The following is a 16,680-nucleotide window of genomic DNA, read 5'->3' on the forward strand; positions in this document are numbered from 1 at the left end:
TTATCTGCGCGCAGATGTCACGGCCTAGACCATGGTGAGCGCGTCCTGGATCAGGGCGATCGAGCCTTGAGCCTCTTCAGTACACTCCATCGACAGACGATCGATTTCTTCCTGGGCAAAGCTGCGCATCAGCAACGCGGCCTGAGGCGACAATGCCATCAGGGTACGGGTCGAGGCGCGGGCCAGGGCCAGGGCGGCATCCACGTCAACCAGATTGGCCGTGTCGCGGGCGACAGCCAGTGCATAGAGACGTGAGGCGACATTCGGGGAGGAATTAGCCATCATTTTCTTTTTGGACATGAGTAAATACGAATTGAACAAATGCGCGAAGCCGCAGGATGCAAAAACACACAACACATCCAGGCCGCACACAACGCATACGGTTATTTGAGTTATAATGTAGCGATTGAATGTGACGAAAACCAGCCCCATACCCTGCTACCGTATGGACTGCAAAAAACTGTCATGTAATTGTAATACATCGAATAATTGTATCTGCCACAGGAAGAAATTCCGCGCGGATCACCCCACCGCAAGATTATCTACTGGTAGCGGTCTCATTTGCAAATATATTTCACAATACACAAAATTTTACGGCCAAAATACGCCTTTCACCGTTTAAATTATGGCAGCATTGCAGCCTATATGCCCTGAAAGGCGAAAAGCCGCCGCAGCCAAGACTGCGACGGCTTTTATGATTCACTACGAATACCGGGAGAATTAACCGATTTTCTGCGCCAGGCGTTCCTGACCATCACGGATCAGTTGCGCGGCGGCTTCGGGTTCAACCCAGCCGATGACATTGGTCATCTTGTTCTTTTCCAGATCCTTGTAGTGCGCGAAGAAGTGCGTGATCTGGTCGATGAAGATTTGCGGCATCTGCCGGTAGCTCTCGATATTGGTATAGAAGGGGTGCAGCTTATCGACCGGCACGGCCAGGATCTTTTCGTCGCGGCCGGCTTCGTCTTCCATCACCAGCGCGCCGATCGGGCGGACGCGGATGACCACCCCCGGATAGACCGGCGTCGGGCCGACCACCATGACGTCGCACGGATCGCCGTCATCGGCCAGGGTGTGCGGGATGAAACCGTAGTTACCGGGATAGTACATCGAGGTATAAAGGAAGCGGTCGACGAACAGCGCGCCGGAGTCCTTGTCCATCTCGTACTTCACCGGCATACCGCCCTGCGGTATTTCGATAATCGCGTGGACATCCCACGGCGCATTCGGACCAACGGAAATTTTATCAATATTCATTGTACGACTTTGATTTGGAGCCAAAAAGTTGCGCTTTCATAAGCGTTGCCCTCCCTTCGCACAAGCGAAGAAACCACAAAAAGCCGATCTTTCTGACAAATGACATGACGGATCGCCGGAAAGCCTCTTATAAAGTGTGTCCATAGCCACATTTACCCCGGAAGCCCCAAGAAAAACCCGATGTCTATCCTCAACACGCTAATCAGGGCCGCGCAGGACAGCCCGCTGGATATAGCTGGCCTCGTCATCTTCGTTTTCTGCTGGCTGGGTTATGAACCCTTCCTGCGCAAGATATCCAAGAGTCGCGGCCTGATCACCAAGGACCTCAGCGTGGTGCGCCGGGCGTGGATGAAGGAAATGACCGTGCGTGAGGTCAAGCTGTTCGATTCCAACCTGATGGCCCACGCCGTCAATTCGGCCACCAATTTCTCCTCGGCCAACCTGTTGCTGATCGCCGCCGTGGCCGGCGTGCTTTTCGGCGGGCATCTGCCCCTCAAGTCGATGACGGCGCTTGGTTTTGACGTGTCTTCGACCCAGCTTTTCCAGATCAAACTCGCCCTCGTCCTTGTCTGTCTGTCACGCGGCCTGCTCGATTTCATCTGGGCCCTGCGCCAGATGAACTATTGTGCCGCCGCCATGGGCTCCTTGCCGGAAAACATGGATGTAGAAACGGCCGCGAAATTCAGCAACGCCATTACAAATATCCTGGAACCGGCGATGACCAGCTTTTCGCAGGGCGTCAGGGCCTATTATTTCTCGCTGGCCGCTGCCGCGTGGCTATGGGGGCCGATCTATCTTGGGGTCGCCAGTATCGGCGCCATCACCCTGCTTGGCTGGCGGCAATCGCGCTCACAATCGGCGCTTGGCCTGAGGCAATTGCGCGAATTGCTGGAGGAACACCCCTACCCCACGCCTCCACGCCCCATCGTTGCCGAAGCTCAGGTCAAGGGCAAAAATGCTGCATTGCACAATGCAAAGGGCGGCTACTAAACTTACGCCTCACGCACAAAGCCTGATAGCCGCTCGGATTGTAACGATACGTGATCATATTATGTTACATTTCGGCTTGCGTTTTTTCGCACCGCAAACTAAATTCAACCTGTTCGGCGCTTAGGCGCTGATGCCCTTCCTGGGCGTTTCCTCCCTGTAAACTTGGCCGCGCCGTTGAGCGCGGCTTTTTTTTGCCCGCGCATTGGAAACCGGTGTCATCACAGACCCGTTACCCTATAAGGTTTTGAGCGCTTCGGTCAGGGTACGGCAAACCGTCCGTAGACGGACCGCTCCGGAATGCGGCGCCAACAACTCTTCATCCATATAGATGGCGCGATTGATCTCGATTTGCAGAGCCTCGATTCCCGCCGCCGGCCGCCCATAGGTCTCGACGATATATCCGCCAGCGAAGGGCTTGTTCAGTCCGACCCGCAATCCAGCCCCTTCCAGCACCCCACGCACCCGCCGGACCAGCGCCTCCGAACAGGCTTCACCGTGGCGATTGCCCAGCACGATGTCCGGTTTTGTTTCGCCACTGCGAAAATGATTGAGCGCGGTGCTGGGCATGGAATGCCAGTCGATCAGTATAGCCGGACCCCGTTTTTCTCGAATAGCCTGGCGTCGGGCCTCGGCGAGCAATCCCTTCAGCGCCTCATGATAGGGCCGGTGGATGAGATCGAGCCGGCGATTAACCTCATCCATATCGAGCGGTTGGCGGTAAATGTCCTCGTCGGCGCTCAGACGGCGGGCGATCACGCCAAATCCGGCCTTGACCCGTGTGCTCAGCGAAAGCGCCGCCTTCGGCAGTTCGCCGCGGATCAGCCGGGCGTCGAGTTCCAGCGCGTTGCGGTTGACGTCGCAAAAAGCGCGGGCATAGCGGCTGGTCAGGCCATAGACACCGAGGTCGGGCGTGATGCCGACCAGTTCATCGACAAAGGCGTCCTCGCTGACCCGCAGCCCCTGGGGCGTCTGGCGAGCCTCGGCTATAAAACTTTCGGGGTAGTAGCGTCCGCTGTGCGGCAGGCTGTAGACCAGCCGGCTGGCCTCGTGCGGGCGCACCACGACCGGCGCGTGGTCAGGGGTGTGGACAAGGTGCCAGGGGGCTGGGAGGAGATCGCTCATATTAGCACTTTAGTAGGACATTCCTGTCACGTCTTCACCCCTAATTTACATTCCAACCGCAAAGATAGTGACTTCTGCGCCGGCGCGGATATGATGGGCAACGCTTGGGGTTTACATGACCGATCCAATGAAAAAAATTCTCCTGGCCGAAGACGAGGATTCCGTCCGCAGCTTCCTGTCGCGCGCCCTGCAACGCGCCGGTTACGATGTTGTGAGTTGCGCCGATGGCGACAGCGCGATCCTGGCGCTCGACCAGGGGCCTTACGACCTGCTCCTGACCGATATCGTCATGCCCGGCGCCGACGGCATCGAGGTGGCCAAGCGCGCCGCTCTGCTCCAGCCTGACCTCAAGATCATGTTCATCACCGGCTTCGCCGCCGTCGCGCTCAACGCGCAGAAGGCCTCGCCCAACGCCAAGGTATTGGAAAAGCCGGTGCATCTCAGGGAAATTGTCACCGAGGTCGAGCGCCTGATCGCCGCTTAAACCACCGAACCTGAAAACAAAAAAGCGCCTGACCGAAGTCAGGCGCTTTTTTGTTTGGCGAAGATGGTGGGCACTACTGGGATTGAACCAGTGACCCCTTCGATGTCAACGAAGTGCTCTCCCGCTGAGCTAAGCGCCCTTCTTCGCCGAAGAGAGCGGGTGTATAGCCAAGCCTTTCCCGCTTAGCAAGCGCCCTTGATGCTTTTTTTCGGGGAAAAGGCAAACTACCCCCGCGAATATCTCCGCGAGGGCCGTTTTCAGGTCAGGCCTTGCCTTCCAGTATGCCGAAGCGGAACAAAACGCCCGCCACAGCCGCTCCGATAAACGGCGCCACGATGAACAGCCACAGTTGTGACAGCGCCTGTCCGCCAACGAATAGCGCGGGGCCTAAGCTGCGCGCCGGATTGACCGACACACCGGTGATGCGGATACCGACGATATGGATGACCGTCAGGGTCAGGCCGATAGCGAGGCCGGCAAAACCGACCGGCGCCAGCTTGTGGGTCGAACCCAGGATCACGACGAGGAAGATAAAGGTCGCCACCACCTCAAAGGTAAAGGCCGCCGCCACGCCATAACCGCCCTGATAGCCTGCGCCCCAGCCGTTTTGGCCGAGGCCGCTTGTGGCGACGTCATAGCCGCCCACCTTGCCCGACAAAATGACATAGAGCACCGCCGCACCGAGAATGGCGCCAATGCACTGGGAAATAATATAGATCAGCAAGTCCTTGGCGGTCATGCGGCCGGCCACAAAGGCCCCCAGCGACACCGCCGGATTGACGTGGCAGCCCGACACCGGCCCGATGCCATAGGCCATGGCGACGATGGCCAGGCCGAAGGCGAACGCGATCCCCAACGGCAACATGCCCGTCTGGTCACCGGCGAAAACCGCCGAACCGCAACCGAAAAATACCAGTACGAATGTGCCGATCAGCTCGGCCAATGCTTTTTTCATGATGAAGCTCCCTGTCCGTTCCGGCGGATAAACGCACGACAGGGGCGCGTTCAACCTGCCGAGTCCCACCAGATAACACCGTACGCCCATATCAGGATGTACGCTGTTTCCCTGAGTCCGGGAAGCGGCAATTACGGATATCGGATAGAGGCGTTCTACTGAGCGGAGGCGTAGGTATCCGCCAGAGCGGACGCCTGACGCATATCGGCTTCGTTGAGCAGGTGATTACCATCCATGGTCTTCATCAGATCCTGGCCGTCCGGATCACCGTCACCGGCGGCCAGAAGCGCCCAGGCATAGGCCTTGACCTTATCCTGCGCCACGGCTTCACCCGAATAATAAAGACCGGCCATACGGCTTTGCGCCAATGGGAAGCCCTGCTTGGCCGAGGCTTCCACCAATGCCAGCCCCTTCGCCACGTCCTTCCCGACGCCCCGCCCCGTCAGGTACATATTGCCGAGGTTATAACGCGCCGGCGCATTGCCCTGGTCGGCGGCCTTTTGATACCAGTCGCGGGCCGAGGCCAGATCCTTCAATACGCCCTGCCCGGCCTCGAACATGGTGGCGACATTGAACTGGGCGATATCGTAGCCTTGCTGCGCTGCTTGCAGATACCACGAAAAGGCTGTTTGCAGGTCGGCCGGAACGCCCAGGCCATTATCGTAAGCGACGCCGAGATTGTACTGCGCCCCGACATAACCCTGGTCAGCGGCGATGCGCGTCCAGTGAATAGCTTCCTTATAATCGACCGGCGTGACGTCATAGCCCTTGGCGTACATCAGGCCCAGTTCGGTCTGCGCTTCCGGATCACCGGCATTGGCCGCTTTCTTGTACCAGTCAAACGCCCTGGCGTAGTCCTGGCCGATACCATTGCCGGTAAAGTAATCGTCGGCCAGCCGCACCTGAGCCTTGACATCGCCCGCCGTGGCCTGAAGCTGCAAGGTGGCGATATCGGCGGTTTCAGCCTTGAGGTTCTGATCGGCGACCACCTGCGGAGAGACCACACCCGATGTCTGCGCCAGCACGGGCGAGGACATGACCAATAAGGCCGCTGCCAGACTGATATGGAGATAAGGTTTCATGACGTGTCTCGCCCATTCGATATGACGAGTATATGGATGGTCAGGCCAAATTCTGCCAGTATGGAAGCGGAGTCATTTTCGCATCGCAACACCATTACCACGCACCTGCGGCATCAAGGCCACAGTTTTAGCGGCTTTTGGGCCTTTTCCGGGCGGATATAGTCATAAACCGCCAGCCCACTCAGTGGATCACTGAAGGTGCGCCAGCTTGTTTCGGCAATGGCGACGGCGGCATCATGCCGGCCGTCATGCCAGTGCTCCGTGATTGAGGCGCGCCAGAACTCATAGTCCTTGGACTGGATTTCACGCCGGTTAGCGCGGTTGATGATATGAACCAGGCTGACCCGGCCGCTGTATAGATCTGCCGGGGGGCGGCAGCCGCAGATGGTTTCCAGCACCTCCGGCGCTACGTGCTTCGCCAGTTCGCGGATGGCGTGGCGCAGACGATATTTTTCAAGGAAGGCGTCGGTATTGAGCCGAGTCCGGCTCGAATAGGTGATGTCCTTCATCCGCTCCTGCACCTCGTCCATCGTGGCAGGCTCCGGGCCTTCGGCGCTGAACAGGTCGATCTGGAAGATCAGGGTGTCTTTCGCCACGCCGGCTTCAAGCACGTAAGACAGCGGCGTGTTGGAGACCAGACCGGCGTCCCAGTAAGCCTCACCATCGATATGAACGGCGGGAAAGCCCGGCGGCAGAGCGGCGCTGGCCATGACGTGCTCCGGCCCGATCTTGCGCTCGCGGCTGTCGAAATAAACGAAGTTGCCGCTGCGGATATGAACGGCCCCCAGGCTGAGGCGCATCGGCCCGGCATTGATGCGGTCAAAATCGACGTGACGCAGCAAGGTTTCCCGCAGAGGCGCCGTATCGTAGAAACTGGTCGCTTCCGGTGTGCCGCGCTGGTTGAACCACGGCGGCAGGAACCACGGGCGGTAGAAGTTTTTCACCCCCGCCATCAGGCTCATCAGGCCGCTCATCTGCCGGAAGGTGAAGTCGCTGACGTCGTGCTTCTGCGCCAGGCTTTCACCCGGCACCGACGTGCTGATCTCTTTCCAGAACTCACGCAGATGGTGGATGCGCTCTTCCGGCTTATTACCGGCGATGATGGCGGCGTTGATCGCGCCGATGGAGATGCCGGCGATCCAGTCGGGTTCGACCCCGCTTTCATGCAGAACCTCGTAGGCGCCCGCCTGGTAGGCACCGAGCGCACCACCGCCTTGCAGGACCAACACGGTCTGATCGTAGGCGCCGGTCAGGGTTTCGGAGAGGGGCGAGTCTTTTTCAAACGACATGACGCAAAAATCCCGATTTCACATGAAATCGGCACTTATATTGCGCCGCAATAAGTTTATTTCAAGACCCTTGATTACCGGGGCGCCGGCAAGGCCACCCCTTCCCTGACCGGAATGCCGAAATCGGGCCGGCCATCCTTGCCCCAGGTGAATGTCTGAATATGCGGGGCGCGCGCCGGCGTGCATTTCATGTCCGGCCCGGAATTGGCGTGATAGATAATCCAGTTGGTCTTGCCATCCGGCGAGGTGAAGAAGCCGTTATGGCCCGTGGCGTAGACGCCGTTCTCCACCGACTTGGCGAGTACGGGCTTTGGTGTTTTCGTCCAGACCTTGGCATCGAGCGGATTGCTGCCGGCCGGCGCGCTGAGAAGCCCCAGCGCGTAGTCATCGGACCAGCAGGCGCTGGCCGAATAGGTCATAAACAGTTCGCCGTTTGGCCCGTTAAGGAACTCGGGTCCTTCCAGTATCTGGCGGCCGCCCTGGCGCTCCCACGGCAGATCAGGCCGGGCGATGGTGGTCTCAGGGCCTTCGAGCGTCCACGGATTGGACATATGCGCGATATTCAGCACGCTATCCGGCCCGACATAGGGCGAATAGACAAAATAGCGCTGGCCGGAATATTCAAAGGTGGTGCCGTCGATTCCGGTATGGGCGGTATTGATATGGCCCTTGTCGATCCACTCGCCGGTCGTCGGATCGGCGGAGGCATTTTCCAGCACGAACACACCGCGGTACGCGTCATCGTCATGACCGGCCGCGGCGGCGCTGTAATAGATATACCACTTGCCGTCGATGCGGTGTAGTTCCGGCGCCCAGATCGACTGTGCGTTCGGGCCAGTTTTGGGCGGCGTCCAGACGGTCTTCGTTTCGGCATGAGCGAGATCGGCGAGGTCTTTCGTCTTCCAGATCGCCAACCGGTTGCCCAGGGTGTGCATGTAATAATAGGTGTCGCCGTCGCGCGTCACCCACGAATCGGGACCGGAGGGCAGCAGCGGATTGGTGTAGGTGTGCGCGACGGCGCTGGCTGGCGCTTGCGACACCTCATTAGCCGGCTTGCAGGCCACCATGATCAGCGCGAGTGCAGACAGGCTGAGGGCAGTGTGTAAACGGGTCATCTTCATCCCTATATTATCTTATTTATCAGATAATATACAAACGGCGATGCGACACCACACAAAAATCCCGGCCTCGGATCACGAAGCCGGGATTTTACATGTTCGGGCGGATCAGTTCAGGCCGTACACTACGCAGGACTTGGCCTCCAGCCGTTGCAGCGGCGGAGTCTGGATAAAGGGATTTTGCAAGGCCTTGGCTTCGAGATATTCAGCGGAACCCAACGCGAGTCCTGCCATCATTGGCGCCGGCGGCGGAGCGGCGGCCATCTCATATTGCGGCGACATACGTGCCTGCACGACCGGGGGAGCATAATTGGCCGTCGTCGGGTCCCAGCCACCATCCGGCGCACGCGCCAGAATATCGGTTTCGCAGGCCCGGCCGGTCGGGTCGATCACCTTGATACCGCCGAGCTTGCCGCCCGCCGCCGACGCCGACTGCATGGCGCGAGCATGGGCGTCCCTGGTCGCTTCGGTATAGAGCCAGGTATTGGTCTCATTATCCGGCTGGAGGCTGAAATTAATCGGCGTCGAAGAGGTCGGGGCCGCCGCCAGCACCAGGGCGTAGGCCTTTTCAAGCTGCGCCGTATCGCGCACCTCGACCGAAAGATTCAAAGATACCTGATACTTCTCGATCTTGTCGCCGCGCTGATCCTCGATGCGATTGCCGTTCTTGTCACGGTACTGCTCGTAAAGCGCGCGCATCGAGAAACTGGTGCTGATCCGCACCTTGTCCTTGCCCAACTTGTCGAGCGCCTGATTGAGGCCCCTGGTCTGGGCGATCGCCAGTCCTTGCGCCTTTTCCGCCGTATCGGCCACGGTCAGGAAGGTGGCCGAGAAATTGGCGCGGTTGGCCGGAATTTCGGTAAAGACATAACCTGTCTGGGTGATGACGCTTTCCTTCATCCACCACGGCGCCTTGTCATAGGGCGAAGCAGACGGCACGGCGGTTTGCGCCGCGGCGGAGCCGGTAATGAAAAGGCCCGCGACCAGACCCGCAACCATAAGCTTATACATGATGTCCTCCCCGTATTGATAAATACGCCTGCATTTAACGTGAAGTCGGGGCGCTTGAACAGGGTCTTTCTCGCCCGCCCGAACGTCATCCGTATCATCCCGGTCCGAGGGCATGAATTCATCGATATAAAACTTACAATCCGACGCGATACACCCTATAGAATCAAACACAGGCGGCGCAGCTTGAATATGCTACGGGAATAGCATAAACGGGACCGCACTTTGCCCTGCGAAGCCGGGAAACGCCTGCATAAAAAGAAAAACATATCCGGGACACGGGTGAGAATCCATATCCGGACAAAAAGACGCTGATACTTACCCCGGAGGGGTTATACATGGGTGCTGATGAACGGGCTTTGGACAGCCGGGCGAGCGGGAATCGCGCCGAACCCAGGGTGCATTCGCTGGGCGATTCTCTTTCGGGCACCAATCTCGAACGCGCCGGCGATCATAACCAGCGCGTCACCCTGCAAGCCATACGCGCCGCCGGCGGTCCGATTACCCGCGCCGATATCACGGACCTCACCGGCCTCACCGCCCCCGCCATCGCCAATATCACCAAGCGCCTGCTCAATGACGGCATGATCCTGAAAGCCGGCCGTCTGCTCGGCGGACGCGGACAGCCCGCTACCAAGCTGGTCGTCAACCCGGACGGCGCCTTCTCCATCGGCCTCAATATCGACCGCGACCACATCGCCATCGTGGCGCTCGATTTCGTCGGCAATGTGCGCGCCCGCGTCTGCCGCGAAGTTCACTTCGCCATGCCGGATGAGGTCGTCGCCTTCTTCAAGGCCGAGGTCGACAAGATCGTGGCCGACAAGGCGATTGATATGAGCCGTTTGATCGGCGTCGGCATCGGCATCCCCGATGACCTGGGGCGCGTGCCCGTGGCCAATCGTCCGGATGCCTATCAGATATGGTCGGAGATCGACGTCGCCGCCCTGTTCGCCGAAGTGCTGCCGGTACCCGTCTACATCGAAAACGACGCCGCCGCCGCCTCAATCGGTGAAATGCAGTTCGGTCACGGCCTGCGCCACCGCAGCTTCATCTACACCATCATCAGCGCCGGCCTCGGCGGCGGCCTGGTGATCGACGGCCATTATTATCGCGGCGCCGACGGCCGGTCCGGCGAGATCGGTTTCCTGCCGGTGACCGACGAAAACGGCCAGTCGCAATCGCTAGAAGACATGGTGTCGCTCTATTCGCTCTATGATTACCTGCGCAAGGCCGGATTTAAGGTTTCGACGCCGGACGACCTGGAATCCCTGAGCACCGCCGCCCAGGCCCGCGTCGAAGCCTGGCTGGACCGCGCCGCCGAAAAACTGTTCGAACCTTTTCTGGTCATGAGTTGCGCCATCAATCCGGAAGCGCACTTCATCGGCGGACGCTTGCCCGCCGCCTATATCGAACAGTTGTGTACGCGTCTGAACCAGAAATTTGCGGTCTATCAGGGCCGCATCAAGACTCTGCCGCCGGTAAAACGCGCCGATCTGGCCGTCGATGCGGCAGCGCGCGGCGCCGGTATCCTGCCGTTCAACGACCGCTTCCTGCCGATCCGCGAAGCCCTGATGAAGACGGGCTGATGAAAAGCGCCAACCTGACACGCCTCATTGCGCTCGTTCTTCTGGTCGTCGTGCTGGGCGTGGCCTGGTTTGCCTTTAATGGCGGCATAAAGCTGCCGCTCTGATCCTACCAGCGCAACAGCTTCCCACCGAGCAGGGCGGCAATACCGGTGAGGATCGCCACAGCCACGCCATAAACCAGCAGAAGATAGACCGGCGCATCTCCCTGGCAATGCAGGGCGTAGGCCGCCGCCATCAGCGAGGCCGTCGCCAGGCCGCTCAAAGCGCCCAGCGCAATGGGATGTGATGTCGCCGACCGCCGGAGCCACAACCGCCACAGCACGATCAGCCCGGCCATGCCGCCGCACAGGATGGTCACATAGCAGATCATGACGCCGCCGCTCAAATTATCGGCCATGCGATCCCAGCCTTCGCGTTGGTATTCAACAAGCAAATTACCGAACACAATGCCGCCGATAATCAGCACCGGCAGCAGGTAGCGCAGCTTCGGGCGTCCTTCCGGCTTGACCAGACCGGCAACGCCCCACAACGCACCGATACCGAGAGCGAGAAACATCAAGGGTTTAAGAACCGGCATATGCCTGTCCGGCCAATCGCCACCGATCAGCGCCACCAGTTCCGGACGCGGCCCGTACAGGAACCAGATATAAAGCGCCGCCACGATCAGGCCGACCAGCGCGCCCAGCCACAACGGCCGGCTGCGCAAGGGCTTCACGGGTTTCAGGTCTTCGGTCAGGGTATCGAGAAGGTCACTCATTGGCCAGTTTCCTTGATGCCGACGAGCGCTTGTAGCTTTTTCAGGCCGCGATGCACCGTGACCTTGATCGCCGAGGCGCTCTTGCCGGTCTGCGCGGAGACTTCCTCGACACTCAGGCCGTCAAGCTTGTGCAGCTTGATAATCCGCGCCTGATCCTTCGGCAACTGCGCCAGCAGGACAGCCACGTCACGCGCCGCCAGATCGGGCTGCATACCGTCTTCCAGACCCAGTTCCTCGTTCAGTTCGACATGGACATGCCGCCCGTTCTTGCGAACATAATCGATCAGTTTGTGGCGCGCCACCGCCGCGATCCACGGCAGGAAGGGCGCGTTCGGATCATAGGTGTGGCGTTTCTCATGCAAACTCAAAAGCGTCATCTGTACTAAATCTTCACCAGTGCTGCCCATCAGGCGCCGCCGGAAATAGGCGATCAGCCAGGGTCTCAAGGCTTCCAGCAGGGCGCGGTAAGCGGCGGCGTCACCCGCCTGCGCGCTGCGCATCAGCGCCTGCCATTTTTCTGGCCCTTCACTGGGATTATACGTCGCCATGTGGATAAGGTTACATTCCGCCAATTAACCGGCCGCCGGTTGGGTTATGGTGTTTCTTAGCCGTCGAACAGGTCCGGCGCAATGGGGGGCGAGGCCGGCGGTGTCAGGCCCAGGTGCAGATAGGCGCGCGCACAGGCGGTGCGACCGCGCTGGGTGCGCTGGATAAAGCCCTGTTGCAGCAGGTAAGGCTCGATCATGTCCTCGACCGCATCGCGCGCCTCGGCGATGGCGGCCGAAAGCGTTTCCAGTCCCACAGGACCACCGTCATAGTTTTCGATCAGCGCCCGCAAATAGCGGCGATCGGAATGATCGAGCCCCACCGAATCGACCTCCAGCCGTGCCAGAGCTTTGGACGCAGCTTTTCTGTCAATGATCTCCGCCCCTTCGGCATGGGCGAAATCGCGCACCCGGCGCAGCAGGCGTCCGGCGACGCGCGGGGTGCCGCGCGAGCGCGAGGCGATCTCCAGCGCGCCATCTTCGGAAACCTGCGCGCCCATCTTGCGGCCGGTGCCCATGACCACACGCACCAGTTCCTCAGGCGTATAGAATTCCAGCCGCAGCGGAATGCCGAAACGATCGCGCAAGGGCGTGGAAAGCAGTCCCGCCCGCGTCGTGGCGCCCACCAGCGTAAACGGCGCCAGGTCGATGCGCACCGTCCGCGCCGCCGGCCCGTCACCGATGATCAGGTCGAGCACATAGTCTTCCATCGCCGGATAGAGGATTTCCTCGACCACCGGACTCAACCGGTGGATTTCATCGATGAACAGGACGTCATTCGGCTCCAGATTGGACAAAATCGCCGCCAGATCGCCGGCCTTGGCCAGAACCGGACCGGACGTGGCGCGAAAGCCGACACCGAGTTCCCGCGCCACGATCTGCGCCAGGGTCGTCTTGCCGAGGCCCGGCGGACCGTAGAACAGCACATGGTCGAGCGCTTCCTTGCGCTGCGCCGCCGCCGCCACGAAGACCTTGAGATTGGCCTTTAGCGGCGCCTGACCAACGAAATCGTCAAAGGTCTGCGGCCGCAGGGCGCGATCCTGGGCGCGTTCTTCGTAATCATTGTCGGACTCGCCGGAGATCAAACGCGCCATTTTACTTACCCAGCGCCTTCAGCGAAGCGCGGATCACCGCCGGCAGTTCGGCCTCAGGCCCCAACTGACCGACCGCCGTATCGACCGCTGCGCGCGCCTGCTGCTCCGAAACGCCCAGCCCCATCAGAGCGGCAACGCTCTCGCCAGTGACGCTCGGTTTAAGCGGCGCGGCAGGGCTATAGCTAACCGGCGTAAATTCGGCGGTCATCAATGCCTTGCCCTTCAACTCAATCACGATACGCTGCGCCAGTTTGGGGCCGACACCCGACGCGCGCGATACCGCCGTCTTGTCCTCGTGTGCCACGGCCTGCGCCAGCTGCTGTGGCGTCAGGATATCGAGCACGGCCAGCGCCGCTTTGGGGCCTACCCCCTGCACCCCCTGCAAAACCGTATAGGCCTTGCGCTCATCCTTGCTGAGGAAGCCATAGAGCCGCGTACCGTCCTCTCGCGTCTGGCTTTCGATGTGCATGATCACTTCGGCGCCCAATTCCGGCAGGGCCGCGATCGTCCGCACGCCACAGCGCACGACATAGCCGACGCCGGCGCATTCGATCAGCACCTCCTCGTCGGTGGTTTCCAGAAGCAAACCGCGCAGCCGTCCGATCAAGCGAGTAACCTCTTCAAACTGTTCATCTTGCGCTTGTGCGCGTGGGTAATGGCGCAGGCCAGGGCATCCGCCGCATCGGCCTTCATGGTCGCATCGGCCTTGGGCAGCAGGCGCTTGACCATAAAGAGGATCTGGTCCTTGTCGGCCCGGCCGGCGCCTACCACCGATTTCTTGATATCAAGCGCGGCATATTCCGCCACCAGCAACCCCGCCCTGGCCGGCGCCAGCATCGCCGCCGCGCGGGCATGGCCCAGTTTCAGGGTCGAGGACGGATTCATATTGACGAAGGTTTCCTCGATGGCCGCCTCGTCTGGCGTCCATTCGGCGATAACGGCGGTCAGGTGATCGAACAGATGCAGCAACCGCACCGACAGGTCGAGATCAACCGGCGGCTCGATAACGCCGTGCGCCACCCAACTCAGGCGCGCCCCTTCGACGTCGATCAGCCCCCATCCGAGCCGCCTCAGCCCCGGATCAAGCCCCAATATGCGCACAACGTTCTTCATATGTTCGCTTGTATCCGCACTTCCTGACTCGCGCAAGCCTTGCGCTCCGGTTTGGCCGGAAAGTTGCAAGACTGCCGCGAAGGATAGCTTAATTCGCCTTTTGGCACAGGTTTTGGAAGTTACCGTTGCCATAAAGCCAAAGCTGGGGTTAATGTTTTATGAAGATTAGCGTTGCGGGGGCCGTATGAGCAATTCGAATCCAACTCTGGATACCGTAAGAGACACGCGCCGGACCAATCCGGTGGGCTTTCTCGTGCTTATCGCCCTGGCGGTCGCCCTGGCGGGTTTCGCGCTGTACAAAGGCCAGGCGCCGGTTCGCACCCCTTTCCCGGAAGACTGGATCATCTGGGCGCGCGGCACCGCCACCTGGGCCGGTGCCTTGGCCGTCGGTTTCTTTGTGCTTCTGATCGGCGTCATCGGCCTGGTTATTAACCTGCTCACCGGTGCGAAACCTCACAAGACAACCAAGGCTACCACATCGGCCGGAATCGAACTGGCAGCCGCGCCCGCTGTCGACCTCCAGACCGCGACGCGCGCCAGCGAAAGCCGTGGCGATTTGCGTTTCAATACGCAGCACGCCGCCGTCATGGGCATTTCCGGAGGCCAATTGGAAACCGTTGCTGAGCCTGCGCACCTGGAAGCCCAGTCGCTGGAACCAGCCATTTTCAGCGATCACGGCGCTTTCTCCGATAATGCCTCCGATAGCTTTATGACGCGCACACCGGAAGCGCCGATCGAGACCGCCACCGAAGTGCCTGCTTTCGATGCTACCGCCGCCCTGGCTGAGACGCACGGCCTGCATATTCACACGGCCGAGATTGTGCCTATCCGGCCGGAGATCGCCGTGACGGAAGCCGAGCACGATCCAGTGGCCGCCGCCCTTCTGGCCGAGACGCCGGAAGTCATTACCCATGCACCACCGGGCGACATCAATGCCGTTATCAGTTCGGCCATGCGTTTCGCGCCGCAAAGCGAACCACAGACAGAGCTTGTGGTCCAGCCGGTAGTGGAGACTGTCGCTGAAATCGTGCCCGATGTCGTGCCCGCCCCCATCGACGATGAAGCCGAAATCCGTCAGGCGGCCCGCACCGCCCTCTCGGTCTGGCCGGATTCGACCCGTGCCATCGCCGCCGATGAATTGAGCGTGCGGATAGCCCATCTGTATTATGACAAGTCACCGGACAGCCAAAGAGCCTTTCAATTGATCGCTTCGGGCGATCTGTCCGCCGCCGCCGCCGCCCTGGCCTCGCAGGCGGACGCCCTGGCCGTGGCTGGCAATCATGCCGCCGCCGCCGAACTGTGGCGCATCTCCGGCGCCCTGCATATGGGTCGCGACGACAGCAAGGCTATGGCCGCTTATGAACATGTGTCGGAACTCGATCCGAACGACGCCAATATCCACCTTTACCTCGCCCGCCGCTACCAGATGGCCGGTGACACCGCCCGGCAGCCCGCCGTTATCGCCCGTGCGCTCGGCGTCATCAGCGATCCGGCCACCCGCGCCGAACTATTGGCCCCCTATGCCGATCTCAAGCTCAAGGCAGGTGACGCCAAGGCCGCCGGCGACGCCTTCGAGGAACTGAGCCGCCTGCACGAAAGCGAAACCTATTTGCGTCCCGATGATGTCGGCGTCCGCTCGACCTTGGCGATTACGGTCGCCCGTCTGGCGCAGGCGCGCGAAATGCAAGGCGCTTTTGATCAGGCCGGCCCGTTGTACCGCAAGGCCCACCAGGCCTTCGCAGACCTGTCGGCGATGAAGCCGGAACATCCCGGCCTGCGCGCTATGGCCGATAATGCCCTGCGGGACGCCCAGCGCTTTAATGTCGCTTAAACCGGCTTGACTTGAACGGCTGCGGGCGGGAAGAAAGGCGTCCCTTCCGGAGTTCGCCGTGCTCAAAATCTCTCCCGCCTTCGCCACCGTTGGTTTGCTGGTTTGCTCCAACCTGTTCATGACCCTGGCCTGGTATGGCCACCTCAAGTTCAAGATGGAAAAGCTGTGGGTGGTCATTCTGGTCAGTTGGGGCATCGCCTTCTTTGAATACTGCTTTCAGGTGCCGGCCAACCGTATCGGTTACGGCACCTTTTCGGCGGCGCAATTGAAGACCATCCAGGAAGTCATTACCCTGGTGGTTTTCGTCATCTTTTCCGCGCTTTACCTTGGCGAACCGCTGAAATGGCAAACAGCGGTCGGCTTTACCCTGATCGCCTGCGGCGCCGGTTTTGTCTTCTACAAGCCTTAAAATAACGCCGTCATTAATTCGCCCATATTGACCCTAATCC

The 16,680-nt window shown here is 60.2% G+C and carries 18 protein-coding genes and 1 tRNA gene; 5 read left to right on the top strand and 14 right to left on the bottom strand.

Annotation, left to right across the window (positions count from 1 at the left end; translation table 11 throughout):
* Positions 1-24: 24 nt before the first annotated feature.
* Both VL130_RS03035 and ppa read right to left on the bottom strand, forming a co-directional pair.
* Positions 25-282 carry a hypothetical protein gene (locus VL130_RS03035; protein WP_325361027.1) on the bottom strand — a complete coding sequence of 86 codons (258 nt, stop codon included), beginning with the start codon at positions 280-282 and terminating at the stop codon, positions 25-27.
* 438 nt (positions 283-720) lie between these two features.
* Entirely contained in the window at positions 721-1,257 is a 537-nt protein-coding gene (gene ppa, locus VL130_RS03040) for an inorganic diphosphatase (RefSeq protein ID WP_325361030.1), read from the bottom strand.
* A gap of 180 nt (positions 1,258-1,437) precedes the next feature.
* Between ppa and VL130_RS03045 the strand changes: the two genes are divergently transcribed.
* A complete protein-coding gene (locus tag VL130_RS03045) occupies positions 1,438-2,247 on the top strand; it encodes a DUF599 domain-containing protein (RefSeq protein ID WP_325361032.1) in 810 nt (269 codons plus the stop codon).
* Between the two features lie 234 nt (positions 2,248-2,481).
* On the opposite strand, the gene VL130_RS03050 is transcribed toward VL130_RS03045, so the two are convergent.
* Complete coding sequence (locus tag VL130_RS03050; RefSeq protein WP_325361035.1) at positions 2,482-3,369, bottom strand: N-formylglutamate amidohydrolase; 888 nt, start codon at positions 3,367-3,369, stop codon at positions 2,482-2,484.
* A gap of 127 nt (positions 3,370-3,496) precedes the next feature.
* On the opposite strand from VL130_RS03050, the gene VL130_RS03055 reads away from it, so the two are divergent.
* Positions 3,497-3,853, top strand: a complete 357-nt coding sequence (locus VL130_RS03055) for a response regulator (protein ID WP_325361040.1) — start codon at positions 3,497-3,499, stop codon at positions 3,851-3,853.
* 64 nt (positions 3,854-3,917) lie between these two features.
* On the opposite strand, the gene VL130_RS03060 is transcribed toward VL130_RS03055, so the two are convergent.
* The 6 genes from VL130_RS03060 to VL130_RS03085 all read right to left on the bottom strand — a co-directional run bounded on the left by VL130_RS03060 (position 3,918) and on the right by VL130_RS03085 (position 9,308).
* Positions 3,918-3,992: transfer RNA gene (locus VL130_RS03060), tRNA-Val, on the bottom strand.
* A gap of 123 nt (positions 3,993-4,115) precedes the next feature.
* Positions 4,116-4,808: an aquaporin Z gene (gene aqpZ / locus VL130_RS03065; RefSeq protein WP_325361043.1), complete on the bottom strand. Its 693-nt coding sequence runs from the start codon at positions 4,806-4,808 to the stop codon at positions 4,116-4,118.
* A gap of 155 nt (positions 4,809-4,963) precedes the next feature.
* Entirely contained in the window at positions 4,964-5,890 is a 927-nt protein-coding gene (locus tag VL130_RS03070) for a tetratricopeptide repeat protein (RefSeq protein ID WP_325361045.1), read from the bottom strand.
* A 113-nt stretch (positions 5,891-6,003) separates the two neighbouring features.
* Entirely contained in the window at positions 6,004-7,179 is a 1,176-nt protein-coding gene (locus VL130_RS03075) for a patatin-like phospholipase family protein (protein WP_325361047.1), read from the bottom strand.
* Between the two features lie 74 nt (positions 7,180-7,253).
* The gene (locus tag VL130_RS03080) at positions 7,254-8,294 is read right to left on the bottom strand and encodes a glycoside hydrolase family 43 protein (protein WP_325361050.1); all 1,041 of its coding nucleotides are present in this window, start codon (positions 8,292-8,294) and stop codon (positions 7,254-7,256) included.
* Positions 8,295-8,405: 111 nt separating this feature from the next.
* Positions 8,406-9,308 (bottom strand): SIMPL domain-containing protein, encoded by a 903-nt coding sequence (locus tag VL130_RS03085; protein ID WP_325361053.1) that lies wholly within the window; start codon positions 9,306-9,308, stop codon positions 8,406-8,408.
* Between the two features lie 335 nt (positions 9,309-9,643).
* Here VL130_RS03085 and VL130_RS03090 point away from each other — a divergent pair, with 335 nt between their 5' ends.
* Positions 9,644-10,891 (top strand): ROK family protein, encoded by a 1,248-nt coding sequence (locus VL130_RS03090; RefSeq protein ID WP_325361056.1) that lies wholly within the window; start codon positions 9,644-9,646, stop codon positions 10,889-10,891.
* A 106-nt stretch (positions 10,892-10,997) separates the two neighbouring features.
* On the opposite strand, the gene VL130_RS03095 is transcribed toward VL130_RS03090, so the two are convergent.
* The 5 genes from VL130_RS03095 to ruvC are packed head-to-tail and all read right to left on the bottom strand — an operon-like array spanning position 10,998 to position 14,400.
* Positions 10,998-11,648: a DUF1109 domain-containing protein gene (locus VL130_RS03095; RefSeq protein ID WP_325361058.1), complete on the bottom strand. Its 651-nt coding sequence runs from the start codon at positions 11,646-11,648 to the stop codon at positions 10,998-11,000.
* Positions 11,645-12,196: a sigma-70 family RNA polymerase sigma factor gene (locus tag VL130_RS03100; RefSeq protein WP_325361060.1), complete on the bottom strand. Its 552-nt coding sequence runs from the start codon at positions 12,194-12,196 to the stop codon at positions 11,645-11,647. Before VL130_RS03100 ends, VL130_RS03095 begins: the two co-directional genes overlap by 4 nt.
* Before the next feature lie 56 nt (positions 12,197-12,252).
* Complete coding sequence (ruvB, locus tag VL130_RS03105) at positions 12,253-13,287, bottom strand: Holliday junction branch migration DNA helicase RuvB (RefSeq protein WP_325361062.1); 1,035 nt, start codon at positions 13,285-13,287, stop codon at positions 12,253-12,255.
* Position 13,288: 1 nt separating this feature from the next.
* Positions 13,289-13,894, bottom strand: a complete 606-nt coding sequence (ruvA, locus tag VL130_RS03110) for a Holliday junction branch migration protein RuvA (protein ID WP_325361064.1) — start codon at positions 13,892-13,894, stop codon at positions 13,289-13,291.
* Positions 13,891-14,400: a crossover junction endodeoxyribonuclease RuvC gene (gene ruvC / locus VL130_RS03115; RefSeq protein WP_325361066.1), complete on the bottom strand. Its 510-nt coding sequence runs from the start codon at positions 14,398-14,400 to the stop codon at positions 13,891-13,893. Before ruvC ends, ruvA begins: the two co-directional genes overlap by 4 nt.
* A 184-nt stretch (positions 14,401-14,584) precedes the next feature.
* On the opposite strand from ruvC, the gene VL130_RS03120 reads away from it, so the two are divergent.
* Together VL130_RS03120 and VL130_RS03125 are read left to right on the top strand one after the other, a co-directional pair.
* On the top strand, positions 14,585-16,231 hold the full coding sequence (locus VL130_RS03120; RefSeq protein ID WP_325361068.1) for a hypothetical protein: 1,647 nt from the start codon (positions 14,585-14,587) through the stop codon (positions 16,229-16,231).
* Between the two features lie 58 nt (positions 16,232-16,289).
* Entirely contained in the window at positions 16,290-16,640 is a 351-nt protein-coding gene (locus VL130_RS03125; protein WP_325361070.1) for a DMT family protein, read from the top strand.
* The last annotated feature ends 40 nt before the right edge of the window (positions 16,641-16,680 follow it).

Origin of the sequence: Asticcacaulis sp., assembly GCF_035497195.1 — a bacterium.
Classification (GTDB): Bacteria; Pseudomonadota; Alphaproteobacteria; order Caulobacterales; family Caulobacteraceae; genus Asticcacaulis.